25 protein-coding genes and 1 pseudogene are annotated in these 21,953 nt (G+C 62.2%); 7 read left to right on the top strand and 19 right to left on the bottom strand.

The genetic code is table 11. The features are described 5' to 3' along the window. Nucleotides 1–31 precede the first annotated feature (31 nt). The 7 genes from Q7U29_RS03905 to Q7U29_RS03875 all read right to left on the bottom strand — a co-directional run bounded on the left by Q7U29_RS03905 (nt 32) and on the right by Q7U29_RS03875 (nt 7,592). Nucleotides 32–763: an ABC transporter ATP-binding protein gene (locus tag Q7U29_RS03905; protein WP_304738675.1), complete on the bottom strand. Its 732-nt coding sequence runs from the start codon at nt 761–763 to the stop codon at nt 32–34. Then, the gene (locus tag Q7U29_RS03900) at nt 756–1,478 is read right to left on the bottom strand and encodes an ABC transporter ATP-binding protein (RefSeq protein ID WP_304738691.1); all 723 of its coding nucleotides are present in this window, start codon (nt 1,476–1,478) and stop codon (nt 756–758) included. The genes Q7U29_RS03905 and Q7U29_RS03900 overlap by 8 nt, the downstream gene beginning before the upstream one ends. Before the next feature lie 129 nt (nt 1,479–1,607). Beyond that, nucleotides 1,608–3,587, bottom strand: a complete 1,980-nt coding sequence (locus Q7U29_RS03895) for an AMP-binding protein (protein ID WP_304738672.1) — start codon at nt 3,585–3,587, stop codon at nt 1,608–1,610. A 21-nt stretch (nt 3,588–3,608) separates the two neighbouring features. Continuing rightward, nucleotides 3,609–4,646, bottom strand: coding sequence for an alpha-ketoacid dehydrogenase subunit beta (locus tag Q7U29_RS03890; RefSeq protein ID WP_304738669.1), 1,038 nt, complete (start codon nt 4,644–4,646; stop codon nt 3,609–3,611). 21 nt (nt 4,647–4,667) lie between these two features. Beyond that, entirely contained in the window at nt 4,668–5,591 is a 924-nt protein-coding gene (locus Q7U29_RS03885; protein WP_304738666.1) for a thiamine pyrophosphate-dependent dehydrogenase E1 component subunit alpha, read from the bottom strand. Nucleotides 5,592–5,671: 80 nt separating this feature from the next. Further along, nucleotides 5,672–6,541: an SDR family NAD(P)-dependent oxidoreductase gene (locus Q7U29_RS03880; RefSeq protein WP_304738663.1), complete on the bottom strand. Its 870-nt coding sequence runs from the start codon at nt 6,539–6,541 to the stop codon at nt 5,672–5,674. Next, entirely contained in the window at nt 6,528–7,592 is a 1,065-nt protein-coding gene (locus tag Q7U29_RS03875; protein ID WP_304738661.1) for a hypothetical protein, read from the bottom strand. The genes Q7U29_RS03880 and Q7U29_RS03875 overlap by 14 nt, the downstream gene beginning before the upstream one ends. Nucleotides 7,593–7,783: 191 nt before the next feature. On the opposite strand from Q7U29_RS03875, the gene Q7U29_RS03870 reads away from it, so the two are divergent. Next, nucleotides 7,784–8,635, top strand: a complete 852-nt coding sequence (locus Q7U29_RS03870) for an IclR family transcriptional regulator (RefSeq protein WP_304738658.1) — start codon at nt 7,784–7,786, stop codon at nt 8,633–8,635. Nucleotides 8,636–8,852: 217 nt separating this feature from the next. Here Q7U29_RS03870 and Q7U29_RS03865 read toward each other — a convergent pair whose 3' ends face one another. The 9 genes from Q7U29_RS03865 to Q7U29_RS03825 all read right to left on the bottom strand — a co-directional run bounded on the left by Q7U29_RS03865 (nt 8,853) and on the right by Q7U29_RS03825 (nt 16,078). Continuing rightward, nucleotides 8,853–9,413 (bottom strand): hypothetical protein, encoded by a 561-nt coding sequence (locus Q7U29_RS03865; protein WP_304738654.1) that lies wholly within the window; start codon nt 9,411–9,413, stop codon nt 8,853–8,855. A 229-nt stretch (nt 9,414–9,642) separates the two neighbouring features. Further along, nucleotides 9,643–9,777, bottom strand: coding sequence for a hypothetical protein (locus tag Q7U29_RS03860; RefSeq protein WP_304738651.1), 135 nt, complete (start codon nt 9,775–9,777; stop codon nt 9,643–9,645). A gap of 136 nt (nt 9,778–9,913) precedes the next feature. After that, on the bottom strand, nt 9,914–10,567 hold the full coding sequence (locus Q7U29_RS03855; RefSeq protein WP_304738648.1) for a Crp/Fnr family transcriptional regulator: 654 nt from the start codon (nt 10,565–10,567) through the stop codon (nt 9,914–9,916). Between the two features lie 200 nt (nt 10,568–10,767). Next, complete coding sequence (locus tag Q7U29_RS03850) at nt 10,768–11,523, bottom strand: hypothetical protein (RefSeq protein WP_304738646.1); 756 nt, start codon at nt 11,521–11,523, stop codon at nt 10,768–10,770. 45 nt (nt 11,524–11,568) lie between these two features. Next, entirely contained in the window at nt 11,569–12,300 is a 732-nt protein-coding gene (locus Q7U29_RS03845; protein WP_304738643.1) for an ABC transporter ATP-binding protein, read from the bottom strand. Continuing rightward, nucleotides 12,293–13,042, bottom strand: coding sequence for an ABC transporter ATP-binding protein (locus Q7U29_RS03840; RefSeq protein ID WP_304738640.1), 750 nt, complete (start codon nt 13,040–13,042; stop codon nt 12,293–12,295). The genes Q7U29_RS03845 and Q7U29_RS03840 overlap by 8 nt, the downstream gene beginning before the upstream one ends. Beyond that, nucleotides 13,035–13,970 (bottom strand): branched-chain amino acid ABC transporter permease, encoded by a 936-nt coding sequence (locus Q7U29_RS03835; RefSeq protein ID WP_304738637.1) that lies wholly within the window; start codon nt 13,968–13,970, stop codon nt 13,035–13,037. The genes Q7U29_RS03840 and Q7U29_RS03835 overlap by 8 nt, the downstream gene beginning before the upstream one ends. Next, on the bottom strand, nt 13,967–14,833 hold the full coding sequence (locus Q7U29_RS03830; protein ID WP_304738634.1) for a branched-chain amino acid ABC transporter permease: 867 nt from the start codon (nt 14,831–14,833) through the stop codon (nt 13,967–13,969). The genes Q7U29_RS03835 and Q7U29_RS03830 overlap by 4 nt, the downstream gene beginning before the upstream one ends. 33 nt (nt 14,834–14,866) lie before the next feature. Then, nucleotides 14,867–16,078: an amino acid ABC transporter substrate-binding protein gene (locus Q7U29_RS03825; RefSeq protein WP_304738631.1), complete on the bottom strand. Its 1,212-nt coding sequence runs from the start codon at nt 16,076–16,078 to the stop codon at nt 14,867–14,869. Between the two features lie 166 nt (nt 16,079–16,244). On the opposite strand from Q7U29_RS03825, the gene Q7U29_RS03820 reads away from it, so the two are divergent. Both Q7U29_RS03820 and Q7U29_RS03815 read left to right on the top strand, forming a co-directional pair. Beyond that, complete coding sequence (locus tag Q7U29_RS03820) at nt 16,245–17,147, top strand: LysR family transcriptional regulator (RefSeq protein WP_304738628.1); 903 nt, start codon at nt 16,245–16,247, stop codon at nt 17,145–17,147. Between the two features lie 130 nt (nt 17,148–17,277). After that, on the top strand, nt 17,278–17,469 hold the full coding sequence (locus Q7U29_RS03815) for a hypothetical protein (RefSeq protein WP_304738625.1): 192 nt from the start codon (nt 17,278–17,280) through the stop codon (nt 17,467–17,469). Between the two features lie 458 nt (nt 17,470–17,927). On the opposite strand, the gene Q7U29_RS03810 is transcribed toward Q7U29_RS03815, so the two are convergent. Next, nucleotides 17,928–18,185 carry a hypothetical protein gene (locus Q7U29_RS03810; protein WP_304738622.1) on the bottom strand — a complete coding sequence of 86 codons (258 nt, stop codon included), beginning with the start codon at nt 18,183–18,185 and terminating at the stop codon, nt 17,928–17,930. A gap of 47 nt (nt 18,186–18,232) precedes the next feature. Between Q7U29_RS03810 and Q7U29_RS03805 the strand changes: the two genes are divergently transcribed. Next, complete coding sequence (locus Q7U29_RS03805; protein ID WP_304738619.1) at nt 18,233–18,541, top strand: hypothetical protein; 309 nt, start codon at nt 18,233–18,235, stop codon at nt 18,539–18,541. 204 nt (nt 18,542–18,745) lie between these two features. On the opposite strand, the gene Q7U29_RS03800 is transcribed toward Q7U29_RS03805, so the two are convergent. Both Q7U29_RS03800 and Q7U29_RS03795 read right to left on the bottom strand, forming a co-directional pair. Further along, entirely contained in the window at nt 18,746–19,183 is a 438-nt protein-coding gene (locus tag Q7U29_RS03800) for an AraC family transcriptional regulator (RefSeq protein WP_304738616.1), read from the bottom strand. After that, nucleotides 19,183–19,935 carry an ABC transporter ATP-binding protein gene (locus Q7U29_RS03795; RefSeq protein WP_304738614.1) on the bottom strand — a complete coding sequence of 251 codons (753 nt, stop codon included), beginning with the start codon at nt 19,933–19,935 and terminating at the stop codon, nt 19,183–19,185. The genes Q7U29_RS03800 and Q7U29_RS03795 overlap by 1 nt, the downstream gene beginning before the upstream one ends. A 95-nt stretch (nt 19,936–20,030) precedes the next feature. On the opposite strand from Q7U29_RS03795, the gene Q7U29_RS03790 reads away from it, so the two are divergent. The 3 genes and pseudogenes from Q7U29_RS03790 to Q7U29_RS03780 all read left to right on the top strand — a co-directional run. Continuing rightward, a complete protein-coding gene (locus Q7U29_RS03790) occupies nt 20,031–20,639 on the top strand; it encodes a TetR/AcrR family transcriptional regulator (RefSeq protein ID WP_304738611.1) in 609 nt (202 codons plus the stop codon). Further along, entirely contained in the window at nt 20,636–21,829 is a 1,194-nt protein-coding gene (locus Q7U29_RS03785) for an efflux RND transporter periplasmic adaptor subunit (protein ID WP_304738609.1), read from the top strand. The genes Q7U29_RS03790 and Q7U29_RS03785 overlap by 4 nt, the downstream gene beginning before the upstream one ends. After that, nucleotides 21,826–21,953, top strand: a pseudogene (locus tag Q7U29_RS03780) (ABC transporter permease); the annotation flags it as partial. The gene Q7U29_RS03785 and the pseudogene Q7U29_RS03780, both read left to right, overlap by 4 nt.

Below are 21,953 nucleotides of genomic sequence, written 5' to 3'. Positions count from 1 at the left end.
GTATCTCCGTGGCTGTGCTCGACGACGTCGTTCAGACGCCGAGATAGGTGTGAAGTTTGTCCATATTGGCTTGCAGATCAGAGTTCGCAAAACCGTCGATCACCTTGCCGTGCTCGACGATGTAGTAACGGTCCGCGACGGTCGCCGCGAACCGGAAGTTCTGTTCGACAAGGAGAATTGTAAAACCCTCCTTCTTGAGGCGTGCGATGGTGTGGCCGATCTGCTGTATGATGACCGGGGCCAGCCCTTCGGTCGGCTCGTCCAGCATCAGGAACCGGGCGCCGGTGCGCAGGATCCGGGCGATCGCCAGCATCTGCTGCTCGCCGCCCGACAGCTTGGTGCCCTGGCTGTCGAGCCTTTCCTTGAGATTCGGAAACAGGTCGAAGATCTGGTCCAGCGACAGCCCGCCCGGGCACACCACCGGCGGCAACAGCAGGTTTTCGCGCACGTCGAGGCTGGCGAAAATCCCGCGTTCCTCGGGACAGAAGGCGACGCCCATGCGCGCGATCTTGTCCGACGAGGTTCGCGTGATGTCCTGATCGCCGAAACGAATCGAGCCGGTGCGCTTGCCGATGATTCCCATCACCGATTTCAGCGTGGTGGTCTTGCCCGCGCCGTTGCGTCCGAGCAGCGTGACTACCTCGCCGGTATTCACGTTGAAATTGATCCCGTGAAGGATATGGGACTCGCCGTACCAGGCTTCGAGATCCTGCACCGTCAGCACCGGGGTCGCGGCGGCGTCAGCCATCTTCGAATCAGCCATGACCCGCCCCCAGATACGCTTCCTTGACGCGCTCGTCCTTGGTCAGTTCGGCGTAATTGCCTTCCGCCAGCACCTGTCCGCGCGTCAGCACCGTGATGATGTCGGAAAGATTGGCCACGACGCTGAGATTATGTTCGACCATCAGGATGGTGTATTTCGCCGAGATCCGCTTGATCAGTGCGGCGATCTTGTCGATGTCCTCGTGTCCCATGCCGGCCATCGGCTCGTCGAGCAGCATCATTTCCGGATCGAGCGCCAGCGTCGTTGCAATCTCAAGTGCGCGTTTGCGCCCGTAGGGCATTTCCACCGCAGGCGTGTTGGCAAACTCGCTGAGGCCGACATCGTCGAGCAGTTCATGGGCGCGGCCGTTGAAGCGGTCCAGCACCGTCTTGGAGCGCCAGAAATCGAAGGAGTGCCCGTGTTGGCGTTGCAGCGCGACCCTGACATTCTCCAGCGCGGTGAGGTGCGGGAACACCGCTGAAATCTGGAACGAGCGCACCAGGCCGAGGCGCGCCACGTCGGCCGGCGCCATCGCCGTAATGTCCTGCCCCTTATAGAGGATCCGGCCCGCCGAAGGCTTCAGGAACTTGGTCAGCAGATTGAAGCACGTCGTCTTGCCGGCCCCGTTGGGACCGATCAACGCATGAATACTGCCACGGCGAACCCTGAGATCGACATCGCGAACGGCAAAGAACCCCGCGAATTCCTTGCTCAATCCGTGGGTTTCGAGAATGAACTCAGTCACCGGCTATTCCTGACGTTACCTTGCGACCGATTGAAGGCGACGATCGCTTGCCTAAGCGGCGCGTATGACGACGTACTAGACGTACTATAGGTGTCACACTCACGGAGCGCGCCGACGTCGGTCGTCCGGGTCATTGCCGATACGCATCCGCAACTCCAGCACGGCCTCCGGATTTACCAAAGCGCTCTGATCGCCCGGCTCTTCGCCCGCGCACACGGCGCGGATCACGCGGCGCATGATCTTCATGTTGCGCGTGCGCGGCAGATCCGACACAAAGATGACGCGGCTCGGCCGGAACGGTGTGCCCAGCCCTTGGGTGACCGCGCGCTCAAGTTTGTCGCGCAATGCGTCGGGGTCGCTCGCGCCAGGCTTGGGCACACAGACGAGGACCAGCGCCGAGCCCTTGATCGGGTCGGGCACGGCAATGGCCGCCGCGTCGGCGATCTGCCCGGTGGCCAGTGCCAGCGCCTCGATTTCGTCCGGACCGGTACGTTTGCCGGCAATCTTCATCGTATCGTCGGAACGGCCGTGGATATACCACTGGCCGTCAGCGTCCCGGCTGGCGAAGTCGCCGTGATGCCAGATGCCGGGCCACGTGCTCCAGTAAGTCTGCAGATAGCGCACTTCATCGCGCCATATCCCGCGCGTCAGGCCGATGCTGGGCCGCCGCATCACCAGCTCGCCTACGGCGCCAGGCATCGCGCTGGCCCCGCTCTCGTCGAGGATATCGGCGCCAGTGCCCGGCAGCGCGCAGTTGAATCCGCAGCACTTGAGCGGCAGCAGCACGGTGGTGCCGATGATGCTGATCATCTCGGTGCCGCCCGAGAAATTGAGAATGGGCAGTCGACCGCCGCCGGCCTGCTGGAAGAACCACCACCATGCTTCAGGCGTCCACGCTTCGCCGGCGGAAATCAGCATCCGCAGGCTGGAAAGGTCGTATGTGGCGGCCGGCGCACTGCCCTGCGCCATGAAGCCGCGTACCGTCGTCGGAGCCACGCCGAGATAAGTGATGCGCTGTCGTTCGATGATGCGCCACATCCTGTCGGGGTCGGGATAGTTTGGTGCCCCCTCCACCAGCACGAGCGTGGCGCCGACGAGCGGCGTACCAAAAACGATCAATGGACCGATGATCCAACCCATGTCGCTCATCCAGAACACACGGTCGGACGGCTTGCAGTCCAGCAACAGCCACAGGTCGAGAACCAGCTTCGCGGTGAAGCCGATATGCGAGTGCACGACACCCTTCGGCTGGCCTGTGGTGCCCGAAGTGAAGACCAGCAGATACGGCGCCTCGGCGTCCATCTCCTGGGTGGAAGCAGTGTCGGGCTGCGTCGCACACAGCTCGTCCCACCAATGGTCGCGCCCCGAACGCCAGTCTACCGGCGCGCCGGTGTGGCGCAGCACGATCACATGCTCAACAGCCGGCGACAGAGCGGCCGCTTCGTCCACAACTGCAAAGGCGTTCACCACTTTGCCGCGGCGCAGGCTGGCGTCGATTGTGATGATGGCCTTCGCGCCGCCGGTGGCCAGACGCGACGCCACAGCGTCGGCTCCGAAGCCGGAAAACAGCGGCATCACCACGGCGCCGATTTTGGCTACAGCAAGCATCGCGACCATGGCCTCGGGCACGTTGGGCAGGTAGATCGCCACCACGTCGCCGGGCCCGAGCCCCAGCCCGCGCAGCCCGCCGGCGAGGCGGCAAACCTCACGATCGATTTCGCGGTAAGTCAGCGTCCGGCGCGCACCATCCTCGCCTTCCCAGTCGAGCAGTGGCTTGTCGTAGGTCGGAGTGCCGCGCCAGCGGTCCAGCACGTTGAGCACGACGTTGGTTGTCCCGCCCACGCACCAGCTCGCCCAGGCAGGACCGCGGGTCTCGTCGACCACCGCGCTGTACGGCCGATAGAACCGAAAGCCAAAGTGGTCGAGCAGTACGCGGTGAAAACGTTCGGGGTCTTCGTCGCCGCAACGAACCATCGCTTCCCAGCTGTCGACGCCCAGCACATGCATGAAGGCGGCGGCGTTGGACGCCTGCGACAGCGCGGCGTTCGGCTGCCAAGCGAAGGCGCTGGTCCTGTCCATGGGAAGGTTCCTCGCTCCCGCTCAGCGCGACATCATCTGGCGTATCGCGGCCTCGATCCGCGCCCGGCCGGGCAGGACTTCATCCTGCAGGCACGGCGCGAAGGGCACGGGCACGTTCGGATTGCCCAGCCGCCGCGGGGCGGCTTTCAGCGCTTCGAACGCGCGCTCGGCGACCGTTGCGATCACTTCAGCCTGGATGCCGAAGTTCAGATAGGCTTCGTCGACGACCAGAAGCCGCCCGGTCTTGCGCACCGAGGCGACCAACGTGTCGACGTCGAAGGGGACCAGCGTGCGGGGGTCGATCACCTCGACCGATACGCCCTCGGCAGCCAGGGCCTCTGCTGCGGCGAGCGCGTGGTGGACCATCGTGAGCGTGGCGACAACGGTAATGTCGACGCCCGCGCGCCGCACGGCGGCCTTGCCGAGTTCCGCCACATGGTCGGCGTCGCGGAATTCCGCGGGAACCGGCCAGCGCGTGCGGTAGAGCTGCTTGTGCTCGAAAAACAATACCGGGTTGTTGTCGCGGATGGCGGCCTTCATCATCGCCTTGGCGTCCATCGAGGTCGAGGGCAGCAAGACCTTGATCCCCGGCACGTGCGCGAACCACGAATACAGCGACTGCGAATGCTGCGAGCCGGCACCTTGTCCGCCGCCGCACGGCAGGCGAATGACCAGCGGAACGCTGACCTGCCCACCGGTGAGATAGCGCAGCATGGCGGCTTGATGCGTGAGCTGGTCGATGGCGACGGACATGAAGTCGCCAAACTGGAATTCGACGATCGGCCGCATGCCGCCCATGGCGGCGCCAACCGCGGCTCCGACCACCGCCACTTCCGCGCACGGCGCATCGCGAATGCGCTCGCGGCCAAACTCCTTGGCGAGGCCGGTCGTCACGCCAAAGGGCGAGGCAAGCGCGATATCCTCCCCCATCTGGAACACCAGCGGATCGCGCCGCATTTCCTCCCGCATCGCTTCGTTGATAGCGCCGCGGAAACTCGGCCAATCCTTCTCCTCGGGCTTGACGGGGCCGCCGGGGCGAAACAGTCGATTGTCAAACATGGTCGTCTCCGCTCGAACAGTTCAGGCCCAGAGGTCTTCATAGGCTTCGTGGATTGCGGGGTAGGGTTGAGTGCGTGCGTGGGCGACCGCGCCGGCAACTTCTGCCTCGATCTCGCGATTCATGCGCGCCCTTTCGTCTGCCGAGAGAATGCGCTCACGCTCGAGCCGTTCGCCGAACAGCAAGATCGGGCAATGCTTCCAGGCCGACTCCAGTTCTTCCCTGGAGCGATAGGGTTGCGTGTCGTGAATGAGATGGCCGGTCAGGCGCTCGCACTGCGCCTCGATGAAGGTTGCGCCGCCGCCGGCGCGCGCCCGCGCCACCGCCTCGGCGACGGCGGCCTGAACGGCGAGAGGATCGGTCCCGTCCACGACCACCCCGGGCAGGCCGTATCCGGCGGCGCGCGCGGCGATCGACGGGCCCTTCAGGGCGTCGGTATCGCGCTGGGTGATGCAGTAGCGATTGTTCTCGCACAGCAGAATGAGCGGCAACGTCCACATGGCGGCGAGCGCCGCCGCTTCGTGCACCGCGCCTTCGTTGCTGGCGCCGTCGCCAAAGAAGGCGAGACTGACCCTGTCGGTGCCGCGCATCTTCTGCGCCAGCGCCATGCCGCCGGCGATCGGGACCTGTGCCGGTACGATGCCGCCCATGCCGACGACGCCGCGAGTCATATCCGTGACGTGATACGACTTGCCCTTGTTGTATCCGGTGCGCCGACAGTACAGTTCGGCGAGGATGCGTTTGGGATCCAATCCGCGCGCCACCTGCGCCGCCTGTCCGCGATGGGTCGTGAAGATGAAGTCTCCGTCGCCCAGCGCCGCGCAGGCACCTGCGGCAATGGCTTCCTGACCGGTGGATAGTGAGGGAGGAATGCCGGTGATCTCCTCCGTCAGATAGGCGTCGCCCCAGGCTTTCTCGACGGCGCGGATCAGCAGCATCGCGCGCATCAATTCGCGCCTCGCAGCAGCATCCGGTTTGGCTTGGACTGTCGTCACGGGCAGGCTCCTGGGCATGTGGCTTGATGGAATCACGATAGTTTCGGCCGGGTGCGGATTTCGGACGGCTCGCCCGTCGTTCCCCTGTCGAGGCCAACGGCTCGCAGCACGGCGCTTGCCGCTCCCTCGCCGAACAAGGCCGGCCCGCGCGCGAGCAGGCCGCCGTCCACGACGATGGTTTCGCCGGTGATGAAACCCGCATCGTCACTGGCGAGAAAGGCAACGACGCCGGCGATGTCCGACGCGGTGCCGGGCACCGGCCAGGGCTGGCGTTGCAGGATCGTTCGTTCACCCTGGTCGGGCTTGCCGCGATGAAACAGTTCGGTCATCACCGGACCCGGCGCGACCGCGTTGACGCGGATGCGATGCGGCGCCAGTTCCACGGCCACGCTGCGCGTAAGATTGATGATGGCAGCCTTGGCAGCCGAGTAGGCGTGCGCGCCGGATCCGGCGGCATATCCGGCGACCGACGCCGTGGAGACGATGCATCCCCCGCGACCCTGCGCCTGCAGGATCCGCGCGCCGTGCTTCATGCCGAGAAAGACGCCGCGCAGCAGCACGGCAAGCGTGAAGTCCCAGTCCTCCACCCGCGTTTCCGCGATCGGTCCGTAGACGCCGCCAATACCCGCATTGTTGAACACGAAGTCGAGCCGGCCGAACTCCGCCAGCGCGGCATCGAACATGGCTTCGACGGCGCTCTCCTCGGCGACGTCAATGCGGAGGAAGCGGATGTTATCGCCGTATCCTGCGTCGGCAGCCGCGGCCAGGACGCGTCCGGCATTGGCTTCGTTTATGTCTCCAATCATGACCTTGGCGCCTTCGCTCAGGAAGCGCAACGCCGTATCCGCGCCGATGCCGTTGGCGCCGCCGGTGATCACCGCCACCCGGTCAACGAGCCTCATGCGGACCCCCGGCGGCAGGCAACCCTACCAAGCGCGCGTAATCGGAAGGGATGTCTTCGCGCCGCTTGTAGATGTGCAGCGTGCAGCCGCCATCCTCGCTTGCGGGATTCTCGAACACCCATTGCGCCCGACCGAACCAGCGCAACGTGGCGGCGCCGTTCCAGATGGCGCAGTGTGTGCAGTACACCGGCATGCGCGCCTCGCCGAACGTCAGCGGATCTGGTCCTTCGACGAACGGCAGCAACTGCGGCCCCTCATAGGCGCCGTCGAGACGAAGCCTGCCGCCGCTTCCGCAGGGAGACTGGCGGATCGTGAACCGCCGCTCGTCTTCCTGCACCTGCACCCGCCCCATGTGCTGCTTCAGCAGGAAGGCGGTCGTCGCGGCGAACTCCGCGGCCTGCATCTGCTCCCACTTCTCGAATCCGGCGCGCTGCCCCTCGGCCGCGGCCAGGTGGAAGTCGAGCAATGCCCTGTTGCCGAAGTGGCCGACAACCCAGGCAAAGCTGTCGGCCATGAACCGGATCATCGTGTCGTGCAGAGCGAGGTAGGCATGGTCCTTGGCGTCCAGCAGGTCCAGCGCTGACTGCGCTCGGCCATGGGTCAATGACTGCACAATCTCGTCGGCGCGACGGGCCTGATCGAGCGTAAAGCGCTCCTGGCTCGCCTGGAGCTCACGGATGCAGGTGTCGGCCAGCAGCGAGGGAACCGTTGGCGGCGCTTCGTCCGCCTCGCCGCGGCGAAGACCGTCCAACAACCGCGTCAACAGGCAGCTCAGGTCGGCGTCAGCTACCGCGGCGGCTTGCACGGTGACGCGATTCGCTCTCCCGGCCCACGAAGTGGTCTCGGTCAGCAATCGAAGGAGGACCTGCAGCGTAAAGCCGAGACCGCGCATCATGAAGGCGTATTCGCGCGCCAGGTCGCGAGTCTGGCCATCCCCATGCAACGCCAACTCCGATGCCGCGCCAACGTCCGTGTCGATGAGCGCTGCGCGCATCCTGTCGCTCAGGCGAATCCCCCAGGTCTGGAAGTTGCTGCTCGTCGCGGGTCGCATGGGCCAGCCTCAGGGTCTTGTCCTCGGGACAGGTCGTTCCCGATCGCCTCGCTATCGAACGCATTGTTCTGAACTCGCGAAGTATGGCTAAACCTATGACCTAATGATCTTTTGCGTCAAGTATATGTTTTTTTTGAACGCTTGTTCAGCCTGCTGAACGGTGCTATCGACCCTCTCACGGAGGACTGGCAATGATCGACACCCGCTTCGTAGGCAAATCACGCACCTCGTCATGGCCGCACGCTGCTGACAGGGCATCCTCACCGTCCAGGGGCGCGATGGTGCCCGCCGTGGCTCGCGCCGCTCAACTGTTGAATACGTTGGCAGCCACCGAGCGACCGTTGCCGCTCACGGCGCTCGTAAAGACGCTGGCGCTGCCCAAGAGCACGGTGCACGGGCTGTGCGTTACGCTGGCGCACGCCGGTCTTATCGAGCGATTGGACAACGGCGCTTACCAGCTCGGCACGCGGGTGATGGATCTGGCGAATGCCTACATGTCGCGAACGGACCCGGCGGCTGAGTTTCAGGCGATCATGAAAGCCGAAGCGCCGATGCCGGAGGAGTCGATCGTGCTTTCGGTGCTCGACGGTGCGGACATCGTTTACGTAGGATGCCGTAACGGCACGCGCACTTTCGGCTTCAACTTTCGTATCGGCATGCGCTTGCCGGCCAACTGCACCGCCAGCGGCAAGGCGATGTTGAGTAGCCGGTCGGCCCAATACGTCATGGACCTCGAGTCGGGAAGGGCGTTCTACTCGTTGACGCGCAAGAGCATAGCCCGCGCTGAACCGCTCCTGAAGCAGTTGGGCAAGGTGGTGCTGCAGGGCTATGCCGTCGACGACGAAGAGACCCGGCTCGGGATGATGTGCATCGGCGCCCCGATCTTCAGCGCCGCATCCGCCGAGGCGGTCGCAGCCGTCGCCATCAGCCTGTCGAAGGCCACGCTGGACCCGGAGCGCAAGGCGTTGGCGATCGAGACGGCGAGGCGATTGGCGAGCGAGATTTCCAGTCGTTTAGGGGGGCGAGCGGGCGGACGCTTGTAGCAATTCTGCATAGATAGCCAAACTGTGCGGCCGGTTTTCGATCAGATCTGCGCCTACTTCAATGAAGTCGCCGATCCGGCAATTGAGGCGCAGCGATGTCTGTCGTGGGCCGTTCAGCTACAGGTGCTGGTTCGGTGGCCGAGGATGGTTAAGCCGGTGAGGCGGTTCAGATAGCGCGTCATCACGCGGCCAAGGTTACCGAGCGTTACCACGCCGCTCACGCCTGCTGTATGCGGACGTTTGCGACCGGCAAGGAAGAAGGCCGCCTGACGGGCCAGCGCGGACAGCTTTTTTTGGCCGCCGCAAGAGCGGCGCCGAATTTCCGGCGGAAGCATCGATCGCCAGGTTCGACGTCGATGGTCTGGTCTTCTTTACCGCGATCCTGCTCGACGTCTCCGTGCGCCAGCAGGAGAAAGCGCTGTTTTACCAGGCCCAGAAGATGGAAACGCTGGGGCAACTCACCGGCGGGATCGCGCACGATTTCAACAACCTTCTCCTCGTCATCGGAGGATACCTCGAAATGCTGCAGGTCGAGGTCGCCGACCGGCCATTCGCGCAGAATTGCGTTGCGATGGCTGGTGGCGACAGAACGCGGCGCGCAACTCGATCGGCAGCTTCTGCCTTCGCACGCAAGCAGCCTCCGGTCCCAGCTGTCATGGATATCAATGCGCTGATTCGGGAGGAGACCGAATTGTTGCGCCACAGCCTCGGCGAACCCTTCGAAGTTGAAACGGTTCTCGGCGGCGAATTGTGGAAGACCGTGGTGGGCAAAGGCCAACTCAAGAACGCGTTGGTAATCTCGGCGTCAATGCGTGCGATGCAACGCCGGAGGGCGGCAGACTCACGATCGAGACCACCAACGCCCACTCGACCGAAACTACGCCGCGCCGTATCACGACGTGCCTGCCGGCCAATATGTGCTGGTCGCCGTCACAATGTCATTGCCGTCGCAGACGGACCCGCCGTCTTGACCGTTCTCGCCACGATCAATACTCCGGATTTGCTATTCACCGACGTTGTTTTGCCGCATGCATGACGGCAAGCAGGTCGGCGGCCATCCTCAAGTGTTTTCCAAACGCTACCGCGATCTTCACTTCCGGCCACTCCAGGAACATCATCTTCCACAAGAGCGTCATGACCATACTTGGCCAATTCGCGGCAGGAACTGGGGGGAGGAACCGTTCGGAGCATACTCGACGGCCGGCGTGCCTGTATCTACCGTCTGGCTCTACGCGTGAGCCTGCGTGCGACGGACGCGCCCATACACGACAGTCGCGGTCAATTCAGCGACCCAATTCGCTCCAACTCGGTTAGATTGCCAACTTGCAGAGCACCGTCTGATAACACGAAGATACCACGTTCGCGAAACAGGCTGAGAACCCGACTCACATGAACTGGCGTGAGTCCGACGGCATCGGCGATGTGTTGCTGGCGCAACGGAAACGGGTAACGCTGTTCACGGATCACGCTTCGGGCCGCGATCCGCCGCATCAGGTGCAGAAGCAAATAGGCAATGCGCTCCTCCGCCGAGTATTGGCCGAGCGCTGTTAGCGACTTGTCCGCGGCATCGCCCTCAGCGAAGCAAGATGCTGCCAGCGCCATTAAAATCTTGGGATTGGCAAGGAGCCTTGCCTGGACTTCCGCGCGCTGCATTGCGCTTACATGAATCTCGGTCAATGCTTTGACCGAGAAGTGAAACCGTTGCTCAAATACTGAGACAACAGAGAAAAGATCGCCCGGCAGCAGGAAATTCAATATTTGCCTGCGGCCGTCGGCTAATTGGAAGAAACGAAATCCCCAACCTCCGCACAGCACAAAGACATCCTCGGACACAAGGTTCCGAGTGGCGATTTGCTTGCCCGCTGGGACAATACGATGACGCTGCCAATTTGCGTCTTGCTGCGCACCCGATTCTTCGAGGCGCTTCTCCAATAGCGTTCCGCAGAAGCCCAGATCGCGGTGTGGACACGTTACGCAGGGTGACCCGGTTTGCATATGAGTCTTCATTGACCAAGCAGAGATGACGCAGAAGGGACATCGTACTAACTATCAGGAACGGTACGATTCTTTCGGCGAGCTGGCGCATAGCCAGTATGCCACCAGACCGCAATTGCATCGATAGTTGCCGCGACCTAGCTCTCTATTACGCGCTCCATAAACACGCGGCGGCAGTCCATTTCATATTCCAGGTCCTGCACCGGCGGACGATTGAGATACCACGTCAACCCCTGCCCGAAAATGCCCCGTTTGCCGAGCTCGCTTTCGATGAAAGGGTAGATATCGTGAACGGTATAAAGCTGGGTCGCGGTAACCCCGCTCCAGTCGCCGCCGAATGCGCTCATGCGGCGCTCCATCTCGCCCAAGACCCATTGCGCCTTCTCGACCATCGCCGCCGCGCTGATGTCACCGAGCCGAACGGCATGGTCGCGATAGTTGCCCTTGCCTTCCGGCGCCTCGCCGCTGCCCGCGACGACGAACGATGTCGGCGCGTTTGCAGCCGGCACGGCATAGGTAAACGCATGGAAGCCCGGTTCCGCCGGCGGATCGATCTTCGGACACACGTTGCTGCGCGCGACAGGATTGACCCCGTCCGGCAGCAATCCCCATGCCTTCAGGGTGCCGGCATACACTTCATTGAACTTCACGAAGCCGCTTTCCGTGAACGGCGCAGGCGAGCGCAACTCGCAGGCAGCGAACGCGCTCAGCGGCCTGCCGGCATCGTTCAGGATCTGCGCAATGCGATCAAACCCCTGGCGCATCGGCACCGGCCTGGTGAACCGCACCCGTTCCAGGGTGAATCCCGGCAGCGCCGCGACGCCGGCTGAATACTGGCTGACGCCGGGCATGAACCTGTAACCGCCCTTCGCCGCTTCGACAGTCTCGATCATGTTGCCTCTTTTGCTGCAGAAATTTCTGTTCCGGTGGATTTCGAATTATTCCTCGAGCACGCCCAGATAGGCGTCGCGAATGATCGGATCAGCAAGCAGCTCCGCGCCGGACCCCGACCGCACGATCCGCCCCATGTCCATGACGTAGGCCGCATGACACAGGTCGAGCGCCGTCGTCACATCCTGCTCGACCAGCAGGATCGACATGCCTTCGGCGTTGAGCGCACGAAGTGCCGCAACGAGCTGCTCCACCAGCAGCGGCGACAGTCCAAGCGACAATTCATCGATCATCAGGAGTTTCGGCGCACTCATCAGGCCGCGCCCGATCGCGCACATCTGCTGCTCGCCGCCGGACAGTGTCGCCGCCGCCTGATTGCGGCGCTCGAGCAATTTTGGGAACGTCGCATAAACGCGGTCCATATCGCGGCTGATCTCGGCCCGTCCGGCCGTGCGCAAATATGCCCCCATCAGGAGATTGTCTTCGATGCTCATGGCGCCGAACAGCCGCCGGCCCTCCGGCACGTGAACGATGCCGTGCGACAGGATTTCTGCCGGGGTCGCATCGGAGAGATCCGCGCCGTCGGAGCGATAGCTTCCCGACTGGATCGGAATCAGTCCCGACAAGGCACGCATCAGCGTCGTCTTGCCCGCGCCATTGGAACCGATCAGTGCCGTGATCTCCCCGCTTCGGACGGCAAGATCGATGCCCCACAGCACCTGAACCTCGCCATAGCCCGCGCGCAAGCCTTGCAACTCGATGACGGGTGTATCAGCCATGGGCGCCGGCCCTTTGCGCATACTTCTGACCGAGATAGGCCTCAACGACAGCCGGATTCTTGATGACATCCCGGGGAGCGCCGTCGGCGATCAACTGACCATTGTGCAACACCACGATCCGCGTACAGACATTCAGAACGACCTTCATCAAATGCTCGATCATCACGATGGTGATGCCGTTTTCCGCGAGCTGATGAATGAGGCGCGTCGCGCGTTCGACTTCCGCGCTGTTCAGGCCGGCATTGACTTCGTCGAGGAACAGAAGCTTCGGCTTCATCGCGAGCGCCTTCGCGAGTTCAAGGCGCTTGCGCATGGCGAGGGTCAGCGTCGCTGCGGGCTGATCCGATTGCGCTTCAAGGCCGACGAACGCGAGATGCGCGCGCGCTTCCTGCCGTGCCGATCTGATGCTTTCGCCGGGCTGCGAAAACAACGCCGCCGCAGCGACATTATCCAGTGCACTGAATTCCGCGAACGGCTGCACCACCTGGAACGTACGCGACAGCCCGAGACGCGCGGACTGATAGGTCTTCACGCGCGTGATGTCCCGCCCCATGAACGTCACCGTGCCGGAGCTCGCCGGCGTGACACCGGTAACCACGTTGACCAGCGTCGTCTTGCCCGCGCCGTTCGGGCCGATGAGGCCGAGAACCTCGCCTTTGCCGATACCGAGCGAGACATCGCGCAGCGCTTTCAAGCCAGTGAAGTTTCGCGAGACGGATTGGAGCCGGAGGATGTCAGACACGCTTCGGTCTCCATGCAAGAAGCCGGGACCGCAGCGACATCAATCCGTGTGGCAGGAATAGCAACAGAACGACGATCAGAACCCCGAGCACGCCGCTGTGAATCTGGATGTAGTTGCGCCAGACCACCTCCTCCAGCCCGAGATAAACGAATGCCCCGATGAGGACGCCGAGCGGCGAGCCGAGCCCTCCGATCAATGCCATCACGATCGGCTTCACCGAATAGAGAATGTCGAACACATCGGACGGATCAATGTAATGAACCCACGCCGCGTACACCCCGCCCGCGGCGCCGACAAAGCACGCGGACAGCCCGAACGCGACGCTTTTGTAGAGCGTGGTGTTGAGCCCGATCATGTTGGCGGCGGTTTCGTTCTGCCGGATACATGCGAGGCCGAAACCGAGCTTGGAGCCTGCGACCACGACGACCATCAACGCCGTGCCCCCCAGCAGTCCCCACATCAGGTAGAAAAAGAACGTCGCATCCGCCATCACGCCGGCCGTCGAGGTCAGCGGGATATTCAATCCCATGCCGCCGCCGGTGAGATCGGTGGCATTGTTGACGAGTTCACGGAACACCTCGATCAGCGACAGGCTGGCGATTGCAAAATAGTGGCCGCGCAGACGAAGCAGCGCCGCGCCGAGCAGACACGCCAGCACAAAGGAGAACACCCCCGCCGCCGGAACCGAAACCGCCAGCGGCACACCCTTGCCGAGCAGGACGCCCGCCGTATAGGCGCCGAAACCGAAGAACGCGGCGGTCGCAAACGACGGATAGCCTGCCAGGCCGCCGACCACGTTCCACGACAACGCGAGAATGCCGTACATGCAGGCGATGGTGCCGAGCCGCAGCGCGTAGGACCCGCCGAACATCGGCAGCGCGGCGATACCGACGACCAGCGCCAGCAGGATGAAATTCGACCGCGTCATTCGAAACCCTTTCGGCCGAGCAGGCCTTGAGGACGCACGATCAGAAATACAATCAGCAGCGCGAAAGACAGCGTCGTCGCATGCGCGGGACCTATCAGCGTCGAACCAATCCCTTCAATCAACGCAAGCAGAATGCCCCCCGCCAGCGCCCCTGACACGCTGCCAAGGCCGCCGAGCACGCAGACCACGAAGGCCTTTCCCAGATAGGCCGTGGACGTCAGCGGCGAGATCGGGAAGATCAGCGCCATCAGCACCCCGGCGCAGCCCGCCAGCGCAGCACCAAGACCGAACGCAATCGCATAGATCGAATTGACATTGACGCCCATCAGCATGGCCGCGTCGCGATCAAGCCTGACCGCGATGATAGCCCGCCCGACGCGCAGCCGCCGCAGGATCAAATAGAGTATGCCGGTCAACGCCAGCGCAGATGCGGTGGCGATCAAACGGTCGATCGGCACAACGACATCGAACAGCGAGACCGAACCCATCGGTGGCGTCAACGTCAGCTTGCGGTAATCCGCCTTGAAGTAATAAATCATCGCGTTGTTGAGGATCAGGTCGAGCCCGAACGTCAAGGTCAGCGTGACCAGAACGGGCGCCGTGATCACACGGTTGAGGATCAGGCGCTGAATGACGTAGCCGAGAACGAAGAACGCCGGAGCCGCGATGCCGAGCGCATACCACGGCGAGATGTGAAGCGACTGATAGAGCCCCCACGCCAGATAGGCGCCAAGAACGATGAACGAGCCGTGGATGAGATTGATGACGTTCAAAACACCCCAGACCAGCGAGAAGCCGATCGCGATGCACGCATAAAGGCAGCCCAACACCAATGCATTGATCAGAACCTGGGCCGCCAGCATGTCGGGTTTCCGCTTTCCCTGGACCGATAGTGGTCAGTTCACGCCGAGCCTGAATTCGCCCTGCTTGATGAGCGCAGGCGAGAGGACCACGGGTTTTCCACCCTGCAGCTGAAACACCGGCGGCTCCAGCGAATCGATCTGACCGTTCGGCCCGAACTTCACCGGCCCGAAGAACGTCATCACGTTCATCCTGGCAAGCTCGTCACGCACCTTGTCGCGGTCCAGCGACCCCGCGCGCTCGATGGCCATCTGGAACAGCGCCCCCGAAACCGACGCCGAGGCCTGCGCGTAGTCGGGATCCGACTTGTACTTGTCGCGGAACAGCTTCACGTAGTTGGCGGTCGTGCCGAAAATGTCCTTGCCGGAATACTGCGCGGCGGGATGCCACCAGGCGGCGCTGGTGGTGTTCTCGCCGCTTGCACCGGCGGCATCGATGAACTCCTGATAGGCGGGACCCGCGATCATCGAGAGCACGCCGGCCTTGATCTGCTGATCGGACATCTGCTTGCGAACGAGCAGCAGGTCATTGATGTAGCCGGTCACGAAAATCCATTGCGGCGCGAGCGATTTGATCTGCGACAGCGTTGCCGAGTGATCCAGCGTGTTGATCGCGTATTTCTCGAAATACACGACTTCCAGGCCGTTGGCCTTGGCCGACTTCTCCATCTCCTGGGCGATCGCCAGCGGAAAGAGATCGTTGCGCGCCAGAATGGCGACCTTTTTCACATCAGGCGCCTTGGCCTTGACGATCTGGGTGAGCGGCGTGGTCAGCGTATCGTTCGGCGTAAATGTACCGAACAAATACTTGTAACCCTGATCATAGACCTGCGCGGAGGACGCCGTCGACGCAATGGTTGGCACCTTGTATTTCTCGGAGACGCTGCTGCCGGCCTTGGCGGCGCCCGAACCGAACGGGCTGAACAGGAAATTGACGTTGTTCTGCGTGATCATCTGCTCGGTAGTCTGCACCGCGCGGGGCGTGTTCGACTGGTAATCGGCGTAGACGATCTCGACCTTGTACTTCTTGCCGCCGACCGAGATGCCTCCGGCCTTGTTGGCCTGCTCGGCCCAAAGATCGTATCCCTGCTGCTGTTTGATGGCTTCAGGCGCCAGCGGACCCGTCAGCGGGAGCGGCGCTCCGAATTTGACAACATCCTGCGCCAGCGCCGCGGAGGCTGATAATCCAAAACAAACGGCGAGAAGAAGCGAATTCGAGCGACGTGACGTAAGTCGGGAACAGACCATCTGGTTTCTCCTGCAGGGACCGAAGCGTAACCTGACCGAAAGCATGACAAATTGGGGGATCGAATAAAAGCATTGAAATTCGAACCGAGCGGTCTAAAAATTCGATCACAATGCACCCCCTGCATGCTTTCCGGGCAAGCGATGAGGGGCCTTCGGAACGCGACACATGATTGAATCAACGGCTCTCAGGTACTTTCGGGAAGTAACGCTACGCGGTTCCATCAAGCGGGCGGCCGAATCGCTGCGTATCGCGCCCAGCGCGATCAGCCGGCAGGTGCAAGGGCTCGAGGACGAGCTTTCGGCGAAGCTGTTCGAGCGAGGCGCACGGGGCATGAGCCTGACCGGCGCCGGCCACCTGCTCTATCGTTATGCAGTCGAGAGCCAGGACAAACTTGATCGAATTCGCGTTCAGGTCGAGGAATTCGACTCGCTGCAGCGTGGCCACGTGAAACTTGCAACCGTTGAGGGCCTGCTCGCGAGCTTTGTGTCCGATTTCGTCGTCGACCTTTCAAAAGATTATCCCGGCATCTCGATCACGGTCACGACGGCGGGCACCAGCGGCGTCGCCGAAATGGTCGGACGGCACGAGGTCGATCTCGGCCTCGTTTTCGGCCGTGCGCCACGGCGCGACCTGATCGAGCTGGCGCGCATGCGCCAGTCACTGTGCCTCATGGTCGCACCCGATCATCCGATGGCCGTTAGGGAGTACTGCGCGATAAAAGACCTCGCGGGCCTGCGCGTAATCCTACCCGATCTATCGTTCGGCATCCGTCAGGAAATTGACCGCGCTTGCGCCAAGGCCAATGTCGAGCTCGATCTCTACAGCGAGACAAACTCGATTGCTTTCCTCCGCACGATCGCCATGAAAACCGGTATCGGAACCTTTCTGCCGCGCGACTCGGCCATGCCCGAGCTACTCGCAGGCACGCTGGTCGCGGTGCCATTGCGCGACAAACGTCTGGAAGCGACGCAGGTGACGCTGGTGCAGCTTGCAACCAGAAATACTACGCCCTCGGGCCTTCGCGTTGCGCAGCTTCTCGTGGAGAAGATGAAAGAGCGAAAGAGTTAATCGAGACCGTTGACTCAGGTTGCGGTGCAAACGGCGTTCTTTCGATCATGAAAGGAGCTCGTGCGAATTCGGTGCCGCAACTATTCGGATTCGCGATGCCCGTATCCGGCCCGCAGCGGAGGTTTCCAGTATGAACGATTCTCCCGGCGTCGATCCCATTCGAGCTATCGACCTTCGCTGGACGCTTCGCGATATCAAGGCGAAGCGGTCCATGTTTCCCGTCGATCCAGATCATCTGCGCACGCTGATCGAGTTGGGCTTGGTAGAGATGAGGGATGACGTTCCAGCGATTACAAACGCCGGACATCAAATTCTTGATTAAAACGGCCGGCGTGAACCGGCGGGGCGCGCGCCGCAATCGCTCAAATCGGTAGAAAGGGTATGAGCGACCGGCCAACTTGGCTGATGCGGTAAACGCCGCTTGCGAGTAACGACGTTGCTCAATCTTGGTCGATCAAGCCAAGGCCGATCAGAGCAACGGCTTCCGAGGGACTCGTGATTTTGTGCTGCCCCGTGCACCACGGAATGGCGGCCGGGCTGGGTCGAGCGGCCGCCCATGCGGGGTATGATCATCGCCACACAAACCTTCGCGATAAGCGCTGTCTGCTAATCGAAGACTCGGCGACCTCTTTATGGGGCGGCCATCGGTCCCTCAATGTCCCCCAGGCGCAAAGCGAGCAGCCGGACCCTGTCGTCCACAAGCCAGCGCAGCCTCGCAGGAGTCGCTCTGCCAGGAACTGACAGACTATGGCTTTCCTTCAGCGTGTGGGTCTCGTTTTATCACGTCACGGGTGCTTTCGCCGGACCCATGCCAACACTCTTTTTCGGAGCCGAAGTGATGGACTTTTCCGCCTCCCGCGCCGCCCGGAAGTCATCGAGATGATCGACGTTTCGTGCGAGAGCGGCTTCTTTGGTCAATAGCAGATAAATGCGCCCGACCGCTCTGTGCAGGCGCTTCGACTTGCCAAATGGCATCCGGCGTGCCTTGCAGATGGCTTTCACGGCGTAGGCATGCAGGTAATCGACGGCATCGGACATCATGAGCCTCCAGGCGTTCAACCGCACCGGCTAGGTTCAGTTCCTTGATGTCTGGCAACGAAATCGACACTCGCGAGTTGTTGTGGACCGAAACGGAGCTTGCGATGACGGACACCGGCAAAGGCGAAACTCGAATAGCTGACGAAGCCCTAAACCTTGCGAAAAAGGCGGTGGAGTCGGCCACCGCCCAGGTGGACGAGGTCAGCCGTCATTTCTCCGATGCGGTTGAAAAGGCCCGTCAGCCGGAAACATATCTTGAGCTTCTCAAGAAAGCGACAGTGGCGGCGCCTATCGGAATGCTGGTGACGGCTTTCATCGCCGGTGCGCTATTCGGCTTAAGACGCCATCGCCGTTGACGCGGTGCCACCGTTAGTGGATCCGGCGGTTGAGCCGTTCGCTATTTGGTGCGGGTCTGGTTAGGTGCGGTACAAGGAGGGGTAATGTCCAAAGAATTCAATCCGGCGCCTCATGACAAACACGCAGAGGACCCCCAGAAGGCAAACGAAGCTTGAGAAGGGTCTCGAGGATACCTTCCCGGCATCAGATCCGGTCAGTGAAACTCAACCCAAGCCGTCCAAAGATTGAATAGCACCATCTTTTTGTGATTGGCGCCCCGTACTTCGCCGCCGCCTTCGGCGACGCTTCTGAATTGGCACATAAGCGACATGGCCAAATATGCCGAGTGTCCGCTTTGCGCGGCCATCCCGGCAAGGACGCATTTGACGCAAACCCGGAAAGAAGGGATGACGGCCTGGCGCTGGTTGCCCGTTTCGGAGCGTCCTGTACTTCTTCCGATATTGAGCTGGCGGCAGGCCAAATTCCATCTTGAATGCGCGGTCGAAAGCAGATTCCGACTCGTATCCGACGTCGGAAGCGATCTGCAGGATCGTGTCCGCGGTCGTTACGGAGTCTCGCTGCAGCCGAGTGAACCCGCCGCCGCCGCGGTTGGGACGCGACACGCGGCGAATTTCATCGCGATTTCCGATACACACAGGCATCAAAACAGCTTGATCAATTCGACGTCGTCCTGCAAATGCGCCGGCGGCCCGTCGTAGATCTTGCGACCGGCCTTCGATACCGCCACCCGGTTGGCAATAGGCAGGCTGTAGTGCACGTTCTGCTCCACCATCAGGATGGAAGTGCCGAAGCTCCGATTGATCTCCGCAATGCTCTGCATCACCCGGTCGACCAGATTCGGCGCGAGGCCGATGGACGGCTCGTCCAGTATGACCACGCGCGGCTCGTGCATGAGCGCCATGCCGATGGCCAGCATCTGCTGCTGGCCGCCGGAGAGCGTGCCGCCGATCTGCTGCTGGCGCTCGCCCAGGATCGGAAATAGCTTAAAAATGGTCTGCATGCGTGCCGGCAGCTTGGCCTTGTCGGCCATGATGAAGCCGCCGAGTTCCAGATTGTCGTGCACACTCAAAGTCCGGAAGATACCATGGCCCTGCGGGACGAAGGCGATGCCCTCTGCCACGTTCTCGCCAGGCAAGCGGCCGGCGATCGGCTTGCCGTCATAAGTCACTTCGCCGGCGGCCGGTTTCAGCAGGCCGAAGATAGCGCGCATGAGTGTGGTCTTGCCGGCGCCGTTATGGCCCAGCACCAGCAGGATCTCGCCGCGGAAGCTCCCGCCGAGACCCCGGCGCCGTGGCCACTTCTCCAAATCGTCGGACAGTGATCTGTTCTGCTGATCAATTGTGGCCGACCAACCTTGCCGGCTCGATGCGGGCAACACGCTCGCCTTCTTCAAATCGAATGACGCTCTCCTCCCCCGATTAGCCTTGCCATCCCACCATAGGCGCATTATGTGAGTAATCAATTACTACCTTTTTCAGGGAACTTTCTATGCCATCCAAGCCCAAAAACCTCCCAGCCGAAGAGCGCCGCGCCGTCACGGTGGAGACGGTTGTCGAGCTGGCCGCCGAACAAAATCCAAGCGAAATCACAACTGCCGCCATTGCCAAGCGAATGAACCTCACACAAGGGGCGCTGTTTCGTCATTTCCCCAGCAAAGATGCAATCTGGCAGGCGGTCATCTCCTGGGTCGCCGATCGCCTACTGGCGCGAGTCGACCGCGCCATAGCGACAGCCGAATCGCCGCTGTCCGCTTTGGAAGCGGTGTTCATGACGCACATCGAGTTTGTTGTCGCACATTCCGGAGTACCGCGCATGATATTCGGCGAACTGCAGCGCGCCGAGGATACAGCTGCCAAGCGCATGGTGGGTGAACTGCTCGGGCATTACTCAGAGCGTCTCGTCACCCTAATCGAAGCCGGCAAGGCTCAAGGCGTGCTGGCGCGCGACGTTGATACCGGCGCGTCGGCCACTCTCTTCATCGGGTCCATTCAGGGACTGGTGATGCAGTCGTTGCTGGCTGGAAATACGGACCTGATCCGCACGCAGGCACCGGCGATCTTTGCCATCTACAGCCGCGCGATCAGGAGAGTGCAATGAAACTGCCGTCCCTGGATCGCCGCACACTCGCGCTGGTTGGCGTACTCGGAACGCTGCTTGCCCTGTTCGTCTATGTGGTCCTGCGCTCCGGGCCGTTGGCACCGGTTCCCGTCACCGTCGCCGCAGCAGAGAATCTCGCGATCACGCCCGCGTTGTTTGGCATCGGCACGATCGAGTCCCGGTATACCTACAAGATCGGTCCAATGGTTGCTGGGCGGATTAAACGCGTCGATGTGAACGTGGGCGACAGAGTTCGGGGCGGCCAGTTGCTCGGCGAGATGGACCCTGTGGACCTCGATGACCGCGTCGCGGCCCTGGAAGCTTCGATCAAACGAGGGGAAGCCAGTGTGCTGGCAGCGAAAGCACAGGTCCAGGACGCGACGGCCCGCAAGTCCTATGCCGACGCGCAGGCAGAACGCTACGAACAACTCTGGCAGACGCGCACGGCGAGTGAAGTGACGGTCGAGGGGAAGCGACAGGACCACCGGGTAGCAGGAGCCGTACTGGCGGCGGCCACTGCGAATTTGGACGCCGCAGCGCACGAACTCGCGCGAATCCGTTCCGATCGCGACGGTCTGATCCAGCAACGCGCCAGCCTGCGATTGATCGCTCCCGTCGATGGATTGGTGGTGCTACGCGGTGCCGATCCCGGCACAACGGTCGTCGCGGGCCAGTCCGTCGTCGACATCATCGATCCCGCGAGTCTTTGGATAAACGTACGATTCAATCAATTGCGCTTATCCGGGCTGCGCGCCGGCTTGCCGGCCCGCATCGTTCTGCGCTCTCAAGCCGGGCAAGCCCTCGCGGGGCATGTGCTGCGCGTTGAACCGTTGGCAGATGCGGTCACCGAGGAAACCCTCGCCAAGGTGGTCTTCGACGACCTGCCGGAATACTTGCCACCGGTTGGCGAGATCGCCGAAATCACGGTGGCCTTGCCGGCGATGGCAGCCGCCACCGTCGTGCCCGATGCCAGCGTGCAACGGGTCGACGGGCATTTAGGCGTCTGGGCGATAAGAAATGGCGCGCTGCGCTTCGTCCCTGTCAAGCGCGGTGCATCGGATCTTGATGGTCGAGTGCAGATTGTAGACGGGCTCAGGGCGGGTGAGCGCGTAGTGGTATACAGCTCGGCTGGTCTCAGCGCTCACACCCGGATCAAGATCGTCGAGGCCCTGGCAGGCGTGGCGCCATGATCAGTCTCGCGGGTCGTGACATCCTTCACACTTGGGGCAAGTTCGTCTTCACCGGCGTGGGATTAGGGCTGCTGATTGGCGTGACGTTGACGATGGCTGGCGTCTACCGGGGTATGGTGGACGA

It is taken from the genome of Bradyrhizobium sp. (assembly GCF_030654605.1).
Lineage (GTDB): Bacteria > Pseudomonadota > Alphaproteobacteria > Rhizobiales > Xanthobacteraceae > Bradyrhizobium.
The sequence above is the reverse complement of the archived record's forward strand: the minus strand, read 5'-3'. Positions and strand labels throughout refer to the sequence as shown.